This window comes from Amycolatopsis orientalis DSM 40040 = KCTC 9412 (assembly GCF_000478275.1).
GTDB lineage: Bacteria > Actinomycetota > Actinomycetes > Mycobacteriales > Pseudonocardiaceae > Amycolatopsis > Amycolatopsis orientalis.
Window position 1 is genome coordinate 144911 of sequence record NZ_ASJB01000069.1, and the last position, 16603, is coordinate 161513.

The 16603-nt window shown below is 69.2% G+C and carries 15 protein-coding genes; 3 read left to right on the forward strand and 12 right to left on the reverse strand.

The window, feature by feature from the left end; all coding sequences use genetic code 11:
* Positions 1-47 precede the first annotated feature (47 nt).
* From L324_RS24950 to L324_RS24985, 8 genes are all read right to left on the reverse strand, one after another.
* Positions 48-1904, reverse strand: coding sequence for a DUF5107 domain-containing protein (locus L324_RS24950; protein ID WP_037313369.1), 1857 nt, complete (start codon positions 1902-1904; stop codon positions 48-50).
* A complete protein-coding gene (locus tag L324_RS24955; protein ID WP_037313373.1) occupies positions 1901-2968 on the reverse strand; it encodes an ABC transporter ATP-binding protein in 1068 nt (355 codons plus the stop codon). Before L324_RS24955 ends, L324_RS24950 begins: the two co-directional genes overlap by 4 nt.
* Positions 2969-2974: 6 nt before the next feature.
* Positions 2975-3904 carry a carbohydrate ABC transporter permease gene (locus L324_RS24960; protein WP_037313376.1) on the reverse strand — a complete coding sequence of 310 codons (930 nt, stop codon included), beginning with the start codon at positions 3902-3904 and terminating at the stop codon, positions 2975-2977.
* A gap of 19 nt (positions 3905-3923) precedes the next feature.
* On the reverse strand, positions 3924-4874 hold the full coding sequence (locus L324_RS24965; protein WP_037313378.1) for a carbohydrate ABC transporter permease: 951 nt from the start codon (positions 4872-4874) through the stop codon (positions 3924-3926).
* Positions 4874-6265, reverse strand: coding sequence for an ABC transporter substrate-binding protein (locus tag L324_RS24970; RefSeq protein ID WP_037313380.1), 1392 nt, complete (start codon positions 6263-6265; stop codon positions 4874-4876). Before L324_RS24970 ends, L324_RS24965 begins: the two co-directional genes overlap by 1 nt.
* A gap of 81 nt (positions 6266-6346) precedes the next feature.
* Positions 6347-7228, reverse strand: coding sequence for a class II fructose-bisphosphate aldolase (locus L324_RS24975; protein ID WP_037313382.1), 882 nt, complete (start codon positions 7226-7228; stop codon positions 6347-6349).
* Between the two features lie 10 nt (positions 7229-7238).
* On the reverse strand, positions 7239-8129 hold the full coding sequence (locus L324_RS24980) for a 1-phosphofructokinase family hexose kinase (RefSeq protein WP_037313384.1): 891 nt from the start codon (positions 8127-8129) through the stop codon (positions 7239-7241).
* Between the two features lie 7 nt (positions 8130-8136).
* Positions 8137-9018, reverse strand: a complete 882-nt coding sequence (locus L324_RS24985) for an SIS domain-containing protein (protein WP_037313386.1) — start codon at positions 9016-9018, stop codon at positions 8137-8139.
* 228 nt (positions 9019-9246) lie between these two features.
* Here L324_RS24985 and L324_RS24990 point away from each other — a divergent pair, with 228 nt between their 5' ends.
* The 3 genes from L324_RS24990 to L324_RS25000 all read left to right on the forward strand — a co-directional run bounded on the left by L324_RS24990 (position 9247) and on the right by L324_RS25000 (position 11627).
* A complete protein-coding gene (locus tag L324_RS24990; protein ID WP_037313391.1) occupies positions 9247-9720 on the forward strand; it encodes a carboxymuconolactone decarboxylase family protein in 474 nt (157 codons plus the stop codon).
* Between the two features lie 99 nt (positions 9721-9819).
* On the forward strand, positions 9820-10269 hold the full coding sequence (locus tag L324_RS24995) for a MoaF C-terminal domain-containing protein (protein ID WP_037313393.1): 450 nt from the start codon (positions 9820-9822) through the stop codon (positions 10267-10269).
* Positions 10270-10328: 59 nt separating this feature from the next.
* Positions 10329-11627, forward strand: a complete 1299-nt coding sequence (locus L324_RS25000; RefSeq protein WP_037313398.1) for an APC family permease — start codon at positions 10329-10331, stop codon at positions 11625-11627.
* Between the two features lie 232 nt (positions 11628-11859).
* Here L324_RS25000 and L324_RS25005 read toward each other — a convergent pair whose 3' ends face one another.
* From L324_RS25005 to L324_RS25020, 4 genes are read right to left on the reverse strand one after another with little or no spacing between them, the layout of a single operon-like run.
* Positions 11860-12156, reverse strand: a complete 297-nt coding sequence (locus tag L324_RS25005; RefSeq protein WP_037313401.1) for a GYD domain-containing protein — start codon at positions 12154-12156, stop codon at positions 11860-11862.
* A gap of 12 nt (positions 12157-12168) precedes the next feature.
* Complete coding sequence (locus L324_RS25010) at positions 12169-12834, reverse strand: thioesterase II family protein (RefSeq protein WP_051174083.1); 666 nt, start codon at positions 12832-12834, stop codon at positions 12169-12171.
* Positions 12831-15419 (reverse strand): amino acid adenylation domain-containing protein, encoded by a 2589-nt coding sequence (locus L324_RS25015; protein WP_051174084.1) that lies wholly within the window; start codon positions 15417-15419, stop codon positions 12831-12833. Before L324_RS25015 ends, L324_RS25010 begins: the two co-directional genes overlap by 4 nt.
* Positions 15419-16600 (reverse strand): acyl-CoA dehydrogenase family protein, encoded by a 1182-nt coding sequence (locus tag L324_RS25020; protein ID WP_081736460.1) that lies wholly within the window; start codon positions 16598-16600, stop codon positions 15419-15421. Before L324_RS25020 ends, L324_RS25015 begins: the two co-directional genes overlap by 1 nt.
* Positions 16601-16603: the final 3 nt, after the last annotated feature.

The following is a 16603-nucleotide window of genomic DNA, read 5'->3' on the forward strand; positions in this document are numbered from 1 at the left end:
CGCGGTTGTCCGCCGCGAGCGGCACGCCGGTCAGGTGGCCCGGCCGGTCACTTCATCCGGAAGTCGTGGTGTTCCGGCAACGGTTCCTCGGAAACCGCCGCCCAAGTGTCCGAAAGAGAGGTTTCCCCTTCCCTGAGGTTCGCGACCTCGAAGCCGTCGTCATAAATGGCCTTGGCGCCCGCGAGATCGCCTCGCGCCAGGCAGGTACGAGCGGCCAGCAAGGCGATCCGGCCCTCCCGGGGAAGTCCGTCCAGCAACGCGGCCGCTTCTCCCGGCAGCCCGGCGGCGAGTTGCGCCGCGATCGCCTCGATGACCAACGGGCGCAGTGAAGGCGCGAGGGCGACAGCCCGCCGGTACAGCCAAGCGGCCTCGGGCCCTGCCGTGGCGACCCCGAGATTCCGCAGTGCCCAAGGGTTCTCGGCCGCCGAGACCGACTCGCGCCAGGCACGGACGGCGTCCGAGTGCCGTCCGGCCGCCCACTGCGCGACACCGCGGTGGTACCAGGTCAGCCAGTTCTTGGGGGCGTACTCCATGAGATCCGCCCAGTACCGGTTCACCAGCGTGGCCGGGGGCACGGCGAGCGGATCCCCGTCCGGCGGCGTTCCGTCGAGCAACGCGAGCCACGGTTCCTGGTCGGGCCCGAGCGATGCGTCCGGGAACGGCGTACCGGGCAGGCACATCGGCGCCCGCCGGTTCTCCAGCGCACCCCAGCCGGAACCGGTGGCCAGGAAGGATTCCGGGGTCACGTCGGCGATCTTCCGCCAGGCGTCGTGGTATTCGTCCAGGGTTTCCGCCGACGGCAGACCGCCGGCGACGGCCTCGCGAGCCGCCGCCCAGTCGTCTCCGTGCACCAGCGCGGGATCCGCGGTGACGGGACCGTATGCCTCCAGCCAGTCCCAGCCCTCCCCCGGCGGCAACCGCAGATGTTCCAGTTGCGTACGGGCAAGCCCCGCTTGGATCTCCAGATAGCCGCCCGCGCCGGGAGCCAGCCACTCCTGCCAGCGACGTCCGCCCGCCGACTCGCCCCACAGGAACAACTTCCGCCCGCGCAGCCGTCCGGTGGACAGCTGCGCCAGCCCCGTCCCGTCGCTCTCGACGGCGGCCACCCACGGTCTTCCGGTCACCTCGAAGAAATAGTCCGCCGCGGCTTCGGCACGGGCCGGGTAGGTCAGCTCACCGGGGACGTCGACCAGGTCGAGCCGCCCGGAATAGCCGTAATGCCAAGCCTGTGTCGCGGGAGCCAGCACCCGCGTGCCGTCGTTTTGCGGGACCGCGATATTCGACCACCAGTAAACCGGGACGTCGTACGGATGTGGATTCCGCACCCGCACCGCCACCAGCAGGTGGTCCGAACCTTCGGGCAGCCAGAAATCGATCTGGTACGGCAGGTCGCGGGTGCGTTCCCATTCCCACAGCCGCAGCACCGGCGTGCCGTCCGGGCCCTCGATCTCCGCGGCGAACATCGGCTCACAGGTCAGTGTGGTGTGCCCGGTGCTCCCGAGATTCCACTCGACGCCACCGGCGAACCACGCGTCCCGCAGGGCGAGGTTCGCGGGCTGGAACACCGGGTTGCGGTAGAGCAGTTCGCGTCCGGACGGCTTGTGGACCAGCGAGTACAACCGCCCGCCCAGTGAAGGCAGCACGGTGGCGCGGAGCCGGTCGTTCTCCAGCACCAGCGCCGGAAGCTCGCGTTCCTGACGCTCACGGGTGTAGCCGTCCTGCAGCAGGCACGGCAACGAGGTGTCCAGCCTCCCGTATCCGATGCCCTCGGCCAGCTCCGGCGGCAGCTCGTCCACATTGGACACCTTGGCCACCGCCTCGGGTTTCCGCAGCGGCGGCAACGGGTTCTCCGGACCCAGCTCGGCGGCCGGGAGCACCAGCCCGGTGCGGTACAGGCGGGTCATGCGTCCGGAAGCCTGTCGCCGGTCGCGGCGTCGAACAGGTGCACCGCGCCCGGTTGCGGCGTCAGCGAGATCGGCTCACCGCGCTGCCACGGGGCCATCCCGGGGGTGCGGACGGTGAGCACGCGGTCGCCGTCCCGGCAGTACAGGTACTGATCGCTGCCCAGTTCCTCGACGACCTCCACGACGGCCTCGTAGCCACCGTCCCCGATCGTCCAGCCCTCGGGCCGGACACCGACGACGATGCCGGGACCGGTCAGCGCCGACCGCTGCGCCGGGGTCAAGGGCAGCCGCGTACCGCCGACGACGGCACCGCCGGTGTCCACAGTGGTCTCCAGCAGGTTCATCGCCGGCGAGCCGATGAACCCGGCGACGAACACGTTGACCGGCCGCGCGAACAGGCCGACCGGGGTGTCGCACTGCTGCAGGATCCCGTCCTTCAGCACGGCGACCCGGTCCCCCATGGTCATCGCCTCGACCTGGTCGTGCGTGACGTAGAGCGTCGTGATGCCCAGCCGCCGCTGCAGTGACGCGATCTGGGTGCGGGTCTGCACCCGGAGTTTGGCGTCCAGATTGGACAGTGGTTCGTCCATCAGGAACACGCTCGGCTCGCGGACGATCGCCCGGCCCATCGCGACCCGCTGCCGCTGCCCGCCGGACAGCTTCGCGGGTTTGCGGTCGAGGTACTCGGTCAGATCGAGCACGGCGGCGGCCTCGCGCACCTTGCGTTCGCGTTCGGCCTTGCCCAGTTTGGCCAGCTTGAGGTGGAAGCCGATGTTCTCCCCCACCGTCATATGCGGGTAGAGCGCGTAGTTCTGGAACACCATCGCGATGTCCCGGTCCTTCGGCGGCAGTTCGGTGACGTCGCGGTCGCCGATGTGGATGGAGCCGTCGTCGACGCCTTCCAGGCCGGCGAGCATCCGCAGCGTCGTCGACTTCCCGCAGCCGGAAGGGCCGACCAGCACCAGGAATTCGCCGTCGGCGACCTCGAGGTCGAGGCCGTCGACCGCGGGGCGGTCCACCCCGGCGTAGAACCGGGTGGTGTCGGAGAAGGTCACGGTGGCCATCAGGTCCTACTTTCCGGCGCCGAGGGTCAGGCCGGTGATGATCCGGCGGGCGAGCACGAGATAGAGCACGAGCATCGGGAGCACGACGATCGCCACCCCGGCGATCAGACCGCCGTACTCCGACTGGTAGCTCGCGGCCCCGTAGAAGGTGAACAGCGCACGGGACAGGGTGAAATGCGCCTGGTCCTTGAGGAACACGATCGCCAGCAGCGTCTCGTTCCACAGGCCGATGGCGTTCAGCGTGAGCGCGGTGATCATGCCGCCGCGGGTCAACGGCAGCATCACCGAGAAGAACGTCCGCATCGGCGAGGCCCCGTCGAGCGCGGCCGCCTCCTCCAGTTCGTCCGGCAGCGACCGGAAGAAGCCGGTCATCAGGAACACGGTGAACGGGATGGACAGGGCCACGTACAGCACGAACAGGCCGTATTCGTTGTCCAGGTGCACTTTGCTGAGCACCACGAACAGCGGGATGATCACGGTCTGGAACGGCACACCCATCCCGATCGCGACGACGTTGGTCATCGGCCCGGCGCCGCGGACACCGAGGCGGGTCAGCGCGTACGCGCAGGGCGCCGAGACGGCGACCGTCACGACCGTCGCCAGCCCGACCAGGACCACGGTGGTCAGCACGGCGTCGCCGAAACCGGCGTTGTTCCAGGCGTAGACGAAGTTCCGGAACGGCTTGCCGTTCTTGAACCACTGGTACGGCAGGTCGAACGGCTTGGTGAAGATCTCCACCGGGGTCTTGAACGACGCCGTGAGCAGCCAGTACAGCACCAGGATGTTGCCGGCGGTGAACAGCCACACGACGGTGGAACCCAGTACCCGCAACGGGCTGAACCGTTTCGAGCCGGGCGCCGGGCGTGGTTTGCGCGGTGGCTTGCGCGCCGGTTTCGCCGATGGGCGCGGAGGCGCCTCGACGTCGGTGACGGACATTTCGTCTCCCATGGACAACTCAGAACTGGATCGCGTCACGGCGCATCAACCGGCGCAACAGCACGACGAGCACGGACACCAGCGCGATCATCGCCACCGCGCAGGCACACGCGGCACCGAAGTCCGGGGTGCCGTTCGAGCCGAAGGTCCGGTCGAACACGTAGATCCCCAGCGTCCAGGCCTCGTTGGGCGGGGCGTAGGTACCCGGCCCGGCCAGTACGAACACCAGCTCGAAGATCTTGAGCGCGTTGATCGTCCACAGCACCCCGGCGACACCGACGACGTCCCACGTCATCGGCAGCGTGATGTTGCGGAACTTCTGCCACGGCGAGGCACCGCCCAGTTCGGCGTCCTCGTAGAGATACGGCGGGATCCGGTCGACCGCGGCCATCAGGATGGTGATGTAAAACCCCGAGCTGGCCCAGATCAGCGACGCCGTCACCACACCGGTCACATTGGACGGTGCCAGGAACTTCGCCGCGTCCGCGCCGAGGCTCTCCATCACGTAATTCGCCAGCCCCTGCTTCCCCGGCTGGTACTTGAACACGAAGCCGAGGAACATCCCGAGCGCCACCGGCGCCACGATGTTGGGGAAGAACAGGATCGCGCGGACGGTCTTCCCGCCCTTCATGTCCCGCAGCACCATGGTGAACAGGAACGCCAGCGCGAACGTGCCGATCCCGCCGAGGAACACGTAGACCAGTGTGTTGCGGAAGGCGTACTGGAACGAGTCGCTCGACCACATCTGCGTGTAGTTGGTGACGCCGTTGGGTTCCGGCGTGTCCCCGGCGCCCGCCCAGCTGGTGAAGCTCAGCACCACGGTCGCGATCGTCGGCAGCACCAGGAAGGCCAGGTACAGCGCCAGCGCCGGCGCGGCGAACGGCCAGAACAGCCGTTTCTTGCGGCTCAGGTGCGCCCCGGCCTTCACCGCCCGCGCCGGAGGCGTCGTCGGCGTCGTGACCGTGGCCATCAACCCTGGTTCTTCCAGAACTCGGCGCCCTTGGTGGCGAGCTGGTCCACGAACTGCTCCGGGGTGATCTGCCCCTTCAGCAACGCGATGTCGGCCGGGTCGAAGACGTCGGTCTGCCATTTGCCACCGGCGATGCCGTCGATCCCGTCGTACTGCAGGACGTGTTCCTTCTTCGGGTCGTCCATCGCGGCCTTGACCTGCTTGAGGTCGTCCGGCACGGCGAGGTCGGCGCGCGGCACGAGGTTGTCGGCCACCGCGGGGATCCCGGACAGCAGGTCCTTGTTGAGGAAGTAGGCGATGAACGCCTTGGCCGCCTCGGCGTGCTTGGCCTTCTTGGTCACTGAGAAGCCGATCGACATCTGCTCGACGGTGTCGTGCGTGGCACCGGCGGGCATCGGGAACTGGAACGAACCGTAGTTGATCTTCGTCCCGGCGCCCTGCTTGTCCAGGTATTCACGGGTCTCGCTCGGCGCCCAGCTGCCGACGTAGAGGAAGCGGGAGTCGCCGTCGGCCCAGCGCTGCTGCACCTGCGGGAACTTCGCCGCGTCCCAGCCGTCGATGAAGTACTTCGGCAGCTTCGCGGTTTCGGTGGCGGCCTTGAGGAAACCGGGGTCGGTCTTCCACGTCTGGCCGGTCTTGTCGGTCGCCGCCTTGTACAGTCCGCCCGCGCCGACGTACCGCTCGGCGAGCTGGGTGTAGAAGTACATGTTGTAGAACGGGATGTCGCCGTCGAGGCTGATCGCGGCCTTGCCGTCGGCCTTCGCCTTGTCGAACAGCCCGATCAGCTCGTCCATCGTCTTCGGCTGCTGGATGTCACCGGCGGTGTCCTTGTTGAACCACCAGGCGCTCGACTGGATCGTGTACGGGACCATGAAGTTGTGGCCCTCGCGGTCCTTGTTCTGCGGGAAGTCGTACGAGCTGGGCGAAAGCACGTCCTTGACGGTCTTGTCGCCTTCACCGACCTTCATCGCGAACACGTCGTCGACGCTCTGCGTCCCGCCCGGCGTCATGATGGCCGCGCCGACCTTGCTGACGTCCTGGTCGAACAGATCCGGCACGGCGTCGGTGTTCAGCGCGGGCACCAGGTTCTGGGTGTAGGCCTTGCGGCCCAGCCACTGCACGTCGACCTTGACGCCGGTCTTCTCCTGGAAGCATTTGAAGGCCTTCTGCAGGACCTTGCCCTGCGGTTCGTCGGCCGTCCACATGGACCAGTACGTGAACTCCTTGTCCGTGGCGGGTTTCACCGCCGCCTCCGGACAAGGCGCGTTGAGGAACTGATCGACTCCCGGGAGCGCGTTCTCGCCGGTGCCACCGGCCGTGTCCCCGCCGCCGCATCCCGCGAGCAGGAGCGCCGCCCCTGCCGTCAATGCCGTGAGCTTGCCTACCCGCATCCGCCACCACCTGGATCGAAGATCACACAAGTTCTGCTTGTTGTTGCGCAGTTTTGTGAGGTTTCACGCACATGTCAACACTCAATCGCGCAAAGTCTGCTCAATCGTCACCTTTTCCGGTTCAGTACGCCCCAGCTTGAGCACACCGAGCAGACGCCGCACCTCGACAGCGACCGCGGCCCGCCCGGCACCGAGGTACTTGCGCGGATCGACCCGCTCCGGATGCGCCCGCCAGTCGCCCGCGACGGCCGCGGTGAACACCTTGTTGAGCTGGGTGGCGATATTGATCTTCGTCATCCCGGCCCGCACCGCCTCGGCCAGGCCGTCGTCGGGCACCCCCGAGGAACCGTGCAGCACCAGCGGCACGGGCACGTGCCCCCGGAGCCGCGAGATCAGCTCGAAGTCCAGCGCGGCGTCACGGGTGAGCATGGCGTGCGAACTGCCCACCGCCACCGCCAGCGCGTCCACCCCGGTGGAGGCGACGAACTCCGCCGCCTCGTCCGGATCGGTACGCGCGCCGGGCGCGTGGACGCCGTCCTTGCCGCCGACCTCGCCCAGTTCCGCCTCGACCCACACGCCGTGATCGTGGCAGTACGCGGCGACTTCACGGGTGGCGCGCACGTTGTCCGTGTAGTCCAGTTTGGACGCGTCGAACATGACCGACCCGAAGCCGAGCGCCACCGCCTCGCGGACGAGGTCGGCCGATTCGGCGTGGTCGAGATGCACCGCGACCGGGGTGGTCGCGGCCCTGGCGGCGGCCAGCGCCGCGGTACCGACCGGCGCCAGCGAGCCGTGGTATTTCACGGCGTTCTGGCTCAGCTGCACGATCACCGGCGCTTCCGCCGCGGCCGCGCCGTCGACGATCGCCGTGATGTGTTCGAGCTGGATCGCGTTGAACGCGCCACAGCCGTGCCGGGCCGCCGCGGCGGCTCCGACGATTTCCCCGGTTCCCACCAGAGGCATGAGGGTTCTCCTAATCCGGGTGGGCGCGCACGGCGACCAGCCCCTGTTCGGCTTGGTAGTGCGCGAGGTCGACGTCGCCGGCGAGCGGGCCGAGCACGGCCGCCCCGGACAGTGCGACGGCCCGGCGCAGGATGTCCGGCCACGAGTCGGCGCGGCTCAGTCCCAGCGCCAGCGCCGCGACGACGGCGTCACCGGCGCCGGTGGTGTTGCCAGTGAGCACAGTGGACGGTGCCGCGTGCCAGGTGCCGGATCCGGTCACCGCCAGCAACCCCTCGGCACCCAGCGAAACGACGACGGCGCCCGCTCCGGCCTTGCGCAGTTCGACCGCGGCGGCCACCGGATCCCGCAGGCCGGTGACCTCGCGCAGTTCGTCGGCGTTCGGTTTGACCACGGACGGGCGCCCGGCCAGCCCGGCGAGCAGCGCGTCACCGGAAGTGTCCAGAATGGACCTTGAGGTGCCGAGCAGTGCGGCGTAGCTCCCGGCTCCCGGCGGCAGGCTCCCCGAGCAGACCAGGACGTCCGCGTTCCGGGCCCGGACGGCCGACGCAAGCGCTTGCCATTCCTCGTCCGCGAGCCACGGTCCCGGCTCGTTGAGCAAGGTGACCGAGCCGTCCGCCGCGAGGACGGTGGTGGTGCGCCGCGTTTCGCCGCCGATCGGGACGACATCCGCGGCGACCCCCACCGCCGTGAGGTCGTCCACGACGGCGGTCCCCGTCGCACCACCCGCCGTGAGGATCGCGCGGACGTCGGCGCCGAGCGCGTGCAACACGCGGGCGACGTTGACCCCCTTGCCGCCCGCCCGGGACCGCACGTCGCTCACCCGGTGGACGTCACCGGCCCGCAGACCGTCCACTGTGTACGTGACGTCCAGCGCGGCGTTCGGCGTGACGGTGACGATCACGGCTGCCTCAGGTCAGGACGACGGAACGGGTGAGGCTGCGGGGGTTGTCCGGGTCGAGCCCCTTGCGGGCGGCGATCGCCCCGGCCACCCGCTGCGCGCGGACCAGGTCGGCGAGCGGGTCCAGGCCGCTCTCGACGAACAGGCCGCCCGCGCGGGCGACGTCGTCGGCCAGCCCATCCGGCGCCTGGCCGAACATCCAGGTGACGCGGCCGGGTTCGCTGATGCTGATCGGGCCGTGCCGGTAGTCCCACGCCGGGTACGACTCCGTCCACAGCAGGCAGGCCTCGCGGAACTTGAGCGCGGCCTCGTTCGCGATGCCCACGGACCAGCCGGTGCCGAGGAAGCTGAACTGGTCCGCGCCGACGAGTTCGTCGGGCAGGGGCTCGGCGAGCACACGTTCGGCCTGGTCGGCGACCGCGCCCAGATCCTCGCCGAGGTGCGCGCGCAGCATCGCCAGCGCCGTGGTGGCGAAGCGGGTCTGCACGACCGAGCGCTCGTCCACGACGGACAGGTCGACGATGGTGTCCGCGGCGCCCTCGATCTCGCCGGGGACGCCGGTGATCGCGATGGTCGGCGTCTTGCCCCGCAGTTTCGCCAGCAGGGCGTGGACCTCGGTCGTCGTACCCGACCGGGTCAGCGCCACGACGTGGTCGTAGCCGCGGCCGACCGGGAACTCGGACGCGGCGAAAGCGTCGGTTTCCCCGACTCCGGCGGACTCGCGGAGGACGGCGTACGCCTGGCCGATGAACCACGAGGTGCCGCAGCCGACGATCGCGACCCGCGCGCCCGGCGGCGGCAGCAGATCACCGTTGGCCGAGGCCAGCGCCCCCGCGTTCCGCCAGCAGCCGGGCTGGCTCGCGATCTCCGCCGCCATGAAGGTCCCGCTCATGAACTCCCCATCCGTGCCAGTTGTGCGCAGTAGCCGTCACGTTAGGTGCAGTTTTGTGCAACGTCAATGCTCTGTTAGCGCAGTTTCACGCATTTGCTTCGCGCACATGTGCAGGATGCGCTGGTCGGCCGCCATGGACCAGAGCCGTGACCGGCGTCACTCCGAAAGCTGTCACAACCTTCCCGGCTGCCCCGTCATATGTGCAGCAACCGACGGAGAGGAAAGATCATGGAACCCCGCGTGAACCTGTTCGAGAACGAAGTCGTCCTCAAGTACGTCAAGCGTCTCGGCGCCGCGAACCGTCCGATCGAGGAGTCCTCGCTGCCGCACGCGACCCAGGAACTGGTGAAGCTGCGCGCCAGCCAGATCAACGGCTGCGGCTTCTGCACCGACATGCACAGCAAGGACGCCGCGCACGCCGGCGAGACGTCGGTGCGGCTCAACCTGGTCGCCGCCTGGCGGGAGGCGAACGTGTTCACCGAGGCCGAGCGCGCGGCCTTGGCGCTCACCGAAGAGGGCACCCGTATCGCCGACGCGCACGAGGGCGTCAGCGACGAGACCTGGGCCCAGGTGCGCAAGCACTACGACGACGAGCAGATCGGCGCGCTGATCTCGCTGGTCGCCACGATCAACGCGTACAACCGGCTCAACGTCATCGCCAGGACCCCGGCGGGCGACTACCAGCCCGGCATGTTCGCCTGATCCTCGCGTTCACCGACAACAAGATCGCTTCACCGGACAATGATCGAGGCGCGCCGGGCTGCTAAACCTGCGGATACCAGCGATCCGGAGGTTCAGCCCGTGCGACTCGACGTCCGCTTCTTCCCCGTGACCGGGACCCATCCGCTCAGCACCGACCTCGTCGGACTCCGCGCGAACTTCCACTACGGCTCGGGGAACGTGCTGGAGCAGCACTACGCGGACAGGACGACGATGATCTGGACCGGCGTGTCCGGCGACTTCGCCGGTGTCCGGCAGAAGGAGGCGACCTTACGCGTCTTCGAAACCGGCCCGGCGCAGTATTTCGTCACCTGGTACGAAACCGGGACCGTCGCGACGGCGGCGCACGGCGAGATCTTCGACGGCGGCTATCCCATCGCGGTGATGGCCGACTTCGGCCGCTCGATCGCGACGGCTGCGTATACGAATCCACGCGAAGACGGCGGGCAATACTTTCTGGTGGACCAGGCGACGATCGAGATCCTGGACAAACCGCACGGGTGGCCGTCCTTTCCCGGGCCACGATCGTGACCGCGACAAAGTTCCCCGCCGAAAGTTAACCCGGAGCACTCGCCGGGTATCAGACGGATATGAGTCGATCAACGGTCGAGCATCCGTCACGATCGAAGAGCCGGCATCTGACGGTGCCGCAGGGCGTCGCGCTGTACGTCGGCGCCGTCCTCGGCACCGGGTTGCTGGTCCTGCCGTCACTGGCCGCCAAAGCGGCGGGCCCGGCGTCCCTCCTCGCGTTCCTGGTCCTGGTGCTGGTCTCCGCGCCGGTCGCGGCGACCTTCGGCGCACTGGCCGGACGACATCCGGACGCCGGCGGCCCCGCGACCTTCGCGTTGCGGGCGTTCGGGCCGAAGACCTCGGCGGTGACCGGCTGGTGGTTCTATTTCGGCACGCTGGCGGGAATGCCCGCGGCCAGCGCTTTCGGGGCCACGTATGTCACCGAACTGGTCGGCGGCGGCCGGACGATGACGATGGTCTTGGCGGCCGTGCTGATCCTGATCGCCATCGGCGTGAATCTGTTCGGGGTGCAACTGTCCGGCCGGGTCCAATTGGTGCTCACCGGCTTCCTGGCCCTTCTCCTGGTCGGTGCCGTAGTGCTCGCGGCGCCGAAAGCGGACACCGCCAATCTCCAGCCTTTCGCGCCGCACGGATTCGCCGGGGTCGCCACCGCGATCAGCCTGCTGGTGTGGTCCTTCACCGGCTGGGAAACCGTCACTCATCTCGCTCCCGATTTCCGGAAACCGAAGCGGGACATGCCGCTCGCGACGGGGATCTCCATTCTCATCATCGGCGTGCTCTATCTCGCCGTCGGCGGGATGACGATCCTCGTGCTCGGACCGCGGGCCGGGGAGACCCAGGCACCGCTGGCCGCGATGCTCGGGGAAGGGCTCGGGACCTCCGTCCGCGCGGTCGCCGCGGTGATCGCGGTCGTGGTCACCCTCGGGGTGCTCAACGTCTTCGTGGCGAGCATGGCGAAACTCGGCGCCGCGATGGGCCGTGACGGCGCGCTGCCGAAGTGGCTGGCCAAGGGCAGCCAGGCCGGTGACGTGCCCAGGCGCAGCCTGCTGGTGGTGACCGTGGGAACCGCGATCAGCTTCCTCGTCGCGATCGTCACCGGTTTCGAACTGGAACAGGCGCTGCGCGCGGAGAACGCCTGCCTGCTCGGGATCTATCTGGTGGCGATGGCCGCCGGGGTCCGGCTCCTGCCGTCGGGCGGGAAGCAACGGTGGCTCGCCGTGCTCGCGACGGTCCTGATGTTCGGGGTCCTCGTCCTGGCGGGCTGGTACCTGCTGTTCGCCGCGGCGCTGGCGCTGGGGGCGTTGATGTACCTGAAGTTCTCGAAGCGCGCCGGTGCGTCGGTACCTGAGGAGCGTTAGCCGCTGGTGCTCCGCTCGCTGCCGTGAAGGACTCCTTCGCTCGCGAGCCTGTGTCTCCAATGTGGCATTGGAGACGCTCAGTGTCCCCAATGCCACATTGGGGACACTGGCCGACACGCGATGTGCTCAACAGCGCCCAGGCGCACCAGTGCTCGCAGCGTTTGCGCGTGAAGGCCCCCTTCTTCCCTCGGCTGAGCCGAGGGAAGGGGGCCTTCACGCGCTGGGCGAGCCCTCAGGCGGCGACGGATTTCGCCAGGTCGAAGTACTCCTCAAGCGGCATGGCCACCATGCTCTCGGTGCGCATCGAGCCCGACTGGGCGATGAGCGACATCGCGCCGAACGCGGCGCGCGGGTCGTCGGCCAGCTCCAGGATGATCAGGTAGTCGTACTTCCCGAGCAGGTTCCACGCGGTGACGATGCGGACGCCCTGTTCCTCCAGACGTCCGGTCAGCTCGGTGAACCTGGCCAGTTCCTCCGCTTCGGTCTTGCAGGCTTCATCGGTCGCGTTGGCGAGGACGACGGTGTGCACGCTGTACTCCTTTCAGGCGGCGAGGTCCTTGCGGATCGCGCGGTGCAGGAAGGTCACCGACGTCCGCAGCGGGAAGTGGTCGCCGGGTACTTCGCGAGCGGTGACGCCCGCGGTGGTGAACTCGCCCCAGCGGTTCAGGCCCTCCTTGTCGACATGGCCGTCGGACAGACCGCGGAACGCCGATACGGGGCAAGGAATCGGGGGCCCGTCTTGGTATTCGTAGGTCTCCGCAAGCGTGTAGTCGGCACGCAGTCCGGGCAGGAACTCCTCGCGCAGCTCGGCGTCGGCGTGGATCTCCGGCGGCAGCCCACCGAGCCGCGCGACCTCCCGCAGGAACTCGCGATCCGGGAGTGAGCGCAGGTCGCGGCCACGCGATGCTTCGACCGGCGGCACGGCGCTGCCGCAGACGAACAGGCGGCGGGGTGAGCCGGACAGCGCGCGCACGGCTTCGAACGCGATGACTGCGCCCAGGCTGTGCCCGAAGAAGGCGAAGTCCCCTTCGGTCTCACACTGCTCGACGACCGACTCCGCCGCGTCCTGCAGACTCAACGGCTCGTCGGCGGACGGCCGCGGATGCTGGAGGGGCACCACCTCGATCTCCGGCGCGAGGGCCTTGATCCAGGTGCGGTAACCGGCCGGGGTGCCGCCGGCGTGCGGAAGACAGTAGAGCTTGGTCATGATGCCTCCGATCGGGTTCGGGCGAGGATCCCGTCGCAGGTCGGGTCCTGGATGAACTGGCCGAGGCTGAGCTCCAGCGACGTCGAGTTGCGCACCCGGGCGACGAACCGGGCGGCCTGCAGCGAGGTCCCGCCGAGGTCGAAGAAATCCGCGCCGGGATCGACGGAGCCCTGGTTGAGCACGTCGGCCATGATCCGCCGCACGGCGCCGCGCGGGCCGTCTTCGTCTTGTGGTTCCCCGGCGCTTTCGACGTCGCGGGTGAGCGCGGAGCGGTCGATCTTCCCGTTGGGCATCAACGGGAACGCGTCCAGCACCTCGATCCGGCTCGGCACCAGATGCTCGGGCAGTCGGGTGCGCAGTTCGCCCAGGAGGTCGTCAGCGTCGGGCGGGTCGCCGAAACAGGTGACGAACGCGTCGAGCCGGATGTTCTCGACCGGTTTGACCACCGCCTGCCGGACGACGTCCAGGTTTTCCAGCGCCGTTTCGACTTCGCCGGGTTCGATGCGGAAGCCGCGGATCTTGACCTGCTCGTCGATCCGGCCGAGGAACTCGATGACGCCGTCGTCGCGATACCGGGCGAGATCCCCGCTGCGGTAGACCCTGGCCGCCGGATCCGGCGAGAACGGGTCGGGGAGGAACCGTTCGGCGGTCAGTTCCGGACGGAACCGGTAACCGCGGGCGAGACCGGCACCGCCGACCAGCAGTTCCCCGGCGGCGCCCCGCGGCACGGGCATGCCGGTGTCGTCGACGAGGTACACGGTGACGTTGTCCAGCGGCACCCCGATCGGGACGCCGTCGCCGACGTTCTCCGGTGTGCAGTGCCAGGACGTCACGTCGACGCTGGCCTCGCTGGGACCGTAGAAGTTGTGCAGCTCGGCCGACGGCACGGTGTCGAACACGCGGCGGCACAGCTCGGGCGAGAGTGCCTCGCCGCCGGAGAACAGGTAGCGCAACGCGGTGGCTTCCTTGAGCCCCGGGCGTTCTTCGAGCAGAACGTCCAAAAGGGACGGTACGAGCGGGACGGCGGTGATCCGCTCGTCGACGATCGTGCGGGCGAGGGTCGCGGTGTCGCGTTCGGACCCCAGCGGCGCGAGGACGACGCGCGCACCGTTGACCAGTGCGCCGAAGATCTCCATCTCGGCGATGTCGAACGACAGGGAAGTGTGCTGGAGGACGGAATCCCCGGGCCCCAGCGGGAACGCCCTGGTATCCCAGGAGAGCCGGTTGACGAGGCCGCGGTGCTCGATCTCGACCCCTTTCGGTTCGCCTGTCGACCCGGAGGTGTAGATCACGTAGGCGAGATCGTCGGCGGTGGCCCGCTCCTCGGGCGGATCGTCCGGCCCTTCCCGGACGGCGGGGTCGGTGTCGAGACGGATCACCGTCGCCTCCGATCCGGGAAGCCATTCGGTGAACCAGTCCTGGGTGAGCACTATCCCGGCACGGCTGTCGGTGAGCATGAATCCCAGCCGCTCCTCGGGATACTCGGGATCCAGCGGCAGATACGCGGCGCCACTCTTGAGCACGCCCAGCAGCGCGACGACGAGGTCGGCACACCGCGGCAGGCAGACCGCGACGAGCGACCCCGGTCCCGCCCCGTGTTCGCGCAACAGACGGGCGAGCCGGTTGGCGCGGCTCTCCAATTCGGCGTAGGTCAGGTCTGGTTCACCGGCCATCGTGACGGCGACCTGATCGCCGTGCTTCGCGGCCGCCGCGCCGACCAGGTCGTGGACGCGGTCGAATTCCAGCGGCACGCGGGCGCCACGTTGCCAAGCCGCGGGAACCCGGCGTTCGAGTGCCGTGCGCCGGTACGGGGTGGCCGTGGGCGTCGGCATGTCGCGAACGGAGTCGACGTCGGCGAGCAGTCTGGTGCCGGTGTCGAGCATCCGCTGATGGCAGGCGCTCACGGGCTGCGGGTTCGTGAGGCCGGACGCGCCGAAGACGTGCACAGCCTGCACGACGGCGTCGTAGGCGTGCCCGCGGACCGACCGCGCGAAGAGCGCGATCTCACGTACGTCGGCGACTCCCCGGTCGGCCTCGCCGGCGAGCTGGTAGAGCCGCAGACGCAGTCCGTCGATCGTCACCGACCGCGCGGCCAGTGGCAGGGAAACCCCTTGGAACCGGGAGATCGGGCCGCCGAACTGCGTTCGTTCCCTGGCCCGGGCGGCGGCGAGCCGCAGTGCCCGGCGGCTGAGCCCCAGCAGATGGGCGCTGAGCCGCAGCCACCACGAAGGACGTTCGGTCCGGCCGGACGGGACGGCGGGGAGATCGAGCCGGAGCCTGCGCCGTCCGGCGATCGCGTCGTCGATCAGGCCGTCGGTAACCGCGTTCTGTTGTTCCGCGAGGATTTCCGCGGTCGTGATGTGCTCGGCCACCGCGATGTCGCGGATCGCGAAGCCGAGTTCTTCCGCGGCCAGGACGGCTTCGGTCTCCCCGAGGCCGAGACCGCCACGGCCGACGTCCTGCGTCAGGCCGAGCACACCGTGCCGCGCGCAACCGCTCCAGAGGTCGTCTTCCGCCGACGGCGCGAAAGCCGCCGCCAGCCTCCCTCGGAGTTCTTCCTGTGCGTTGGACAGTCCCGTGCGCATCACGCCACCTCCAGCGCTTCGTCGAAGAGCGCGGCCGACACGGTGGCCAGCATCATCTCCGAGGTTCCGCCCGCGACCGTGAGGCCGGGCGCCTCGCTCAGGGCGGTGGTGAGTTCGACGTCGTCCGTCGGCAGGCCGTCCACCCGGTCTGCGGCGGCCGGACGGCGGGCGACGACCTGTTCGTGCCCGGTGAAAGCCTCCCTGACCGACCACACGAGTGCGGCGACCCGGCTGGTGAGTTCGCTGGTCCACCATTTCGCCGCGGCGGCGGCCGCGGCGGCGTCCTCGCCACGGGACAGCAGATCGACGGCGTGCCAGGTCAGCAGCCGTGCGGCGGGCAGGTCGGCCCGCAAGGCTCGCACGTCGGAGACGGCACGCGCGGGCAGTTCGAACCGCGTCAGCAGATCGAGCCACCGCTGGGCGTGCCCGTAGAAGTAGACACCGGTCCGCTCGACCGCCAGTACCTCGTTCACCAGCTGCCAGGCCTCGCCCTCGGCACCGACGAGGGCGTCCGCAGGCAGCCGGACGTCGTCGAAGACGATGTGGTCGAACGCCTCCGGGTTGAACCCCGGGATCTCGCCGATCCGCACGCCGTCGACGTGCAGCGGCACCAGGAAGAGGCTGAGCCCGGCGTATTTGCTCTTGCCCTCGCCGGTGCGGGCCAGGCAGATGCCGTACTCCGCCTTGTTCGCGCCGACGTTCCAGATCTTCTCGCCGGACAGGCGCCAGCCGTCGCCTTCGCGTTCGGCGTGCGTGGCGAGGCCACCCAGATCCGAGCCGGCGTCCGGTTCGCTGTAGAGGACGACGAAAAGCCGCTCCGCGGCGGCCATCGCCGGGAGGAACCGGGCCTTCTGCTCGTCGGTGCCCGCTTCGAGCAGCGTCGATCCGGCGTTGTCCACGGTGTTGACGCGCGCGCTGTCCGGCACCCCCGCCAGCGCCATCTCCTCGGCCACGATCGCGGACTCCACAATGGACAATCCGAGTCCGCCGTACTCGGTCGGCCAGTCCGGCGCGAGCCAGCCGCGCTCCCCCAGCCTGCGGTAGGTCAGATCCGGATGCCGCCAGGGCCGGGCCCGACGGGCACGGACGAGATCTTCGCGGCATTGCACGCGCAAGAGCTCGCGGACCTCCTGCCGGAACCGCTCCTGCTCGGGAGTGAAAGTGAAGGGTGGAGTGAACATCGA

What these genes read in the sequence shown, in the direction of transcription:
- L324_RS24955 (WP_037313373.1), bottom strand. Translation starts at nt 2,968, where the DNA reads ATGGCCACCGTGACCTTCTCCGACACCACCCGGTTCTACGCCGGGGTG.
- L324_RS25020 (WP_081736460.1), bottom strand. Translation starts at nt 16,600, where the DNA reads ATGTTCACTCCACCCTTCACTTTCACTCCCGAGCAGGAGCGGTTCCGG.
- L324_RS24990 (WP_037313391.1), top strand. Translation starts at nt 9,247, where the DNA reads ATGGAACCCCGCGTGAACCTGTTCGAGAACGAAGTCGTCCTCAAGTAC.
- L324_RS24970 (WP_037313380.1), bottom strand. Translation starts at nt 6,265, where the DNA reads ATGCGGGTAGGCAAGCTCACGGCATTGACGGCAGGGGCGGCGCTCCTG.
- L324_RS25015 (WP_051174084.1), bottom strand. Translation starts at nt 15,419, where the DNA reads ATGCGCACGGGACTGTCCAACGCACAGGAAGAACTCCGAGGGAGGCTG.
- L324_RS24975 (WP_037313382.1), bottom strand. Translation starts at nt 7,228, where the DNA reads ATGCCTCTGGTGGGAACCGGGGAAATCGTCGGAGCCGCCGCGGCGGCC.
- L324_RS25000 (WP_037313398.1), top strand. Translation starts at nt 10,329, where the DNA reads ATGAGTCGATCAACGGTCGAGCATCCGTCACGATCGAAGAGCCGGCAT.
- L324_RS25010 (WP_051174083.1), bottom strand. Translation starts at nt 12,834, where the DNA reads ATGACCAAGCTCTACTGTCTTCCGCACGCCGGCGGCACCCCGGCCGGT.
- L324_RS24960 (WP_037313376.1), bottom strand. Translation starts at nt 3,904, where the DNA reads ATGTCCGTCACCGACGTCGAGGCGCCTCCGCGCCCATCGGCGAAACCG.
- L324_RS24965 (WP_037313378.1), bottom strand. Translation starts at nt 4,874, where the DNA reads ATGGCCACGGTCACGACGCCGACGACGCCTCCGGCGCGGGCGGTGAAG.
- L324_RS24985 (WP_037313386.1), bottom strand. Translation starts at nt 9,018, where the DNA reads ATGAGCGGGACCTTCATGGCGGCGGAGATCGCGAGCCAGCCCGGCTGC.
- L324_RS24950 (WP_037313369.1), bottom strand. Translation starts at nt 1,904, where the DNA reads ATGACCCGCCTGTACCGCACCGGGCTGGTGCTCCCGGCCGCCGAGCTG.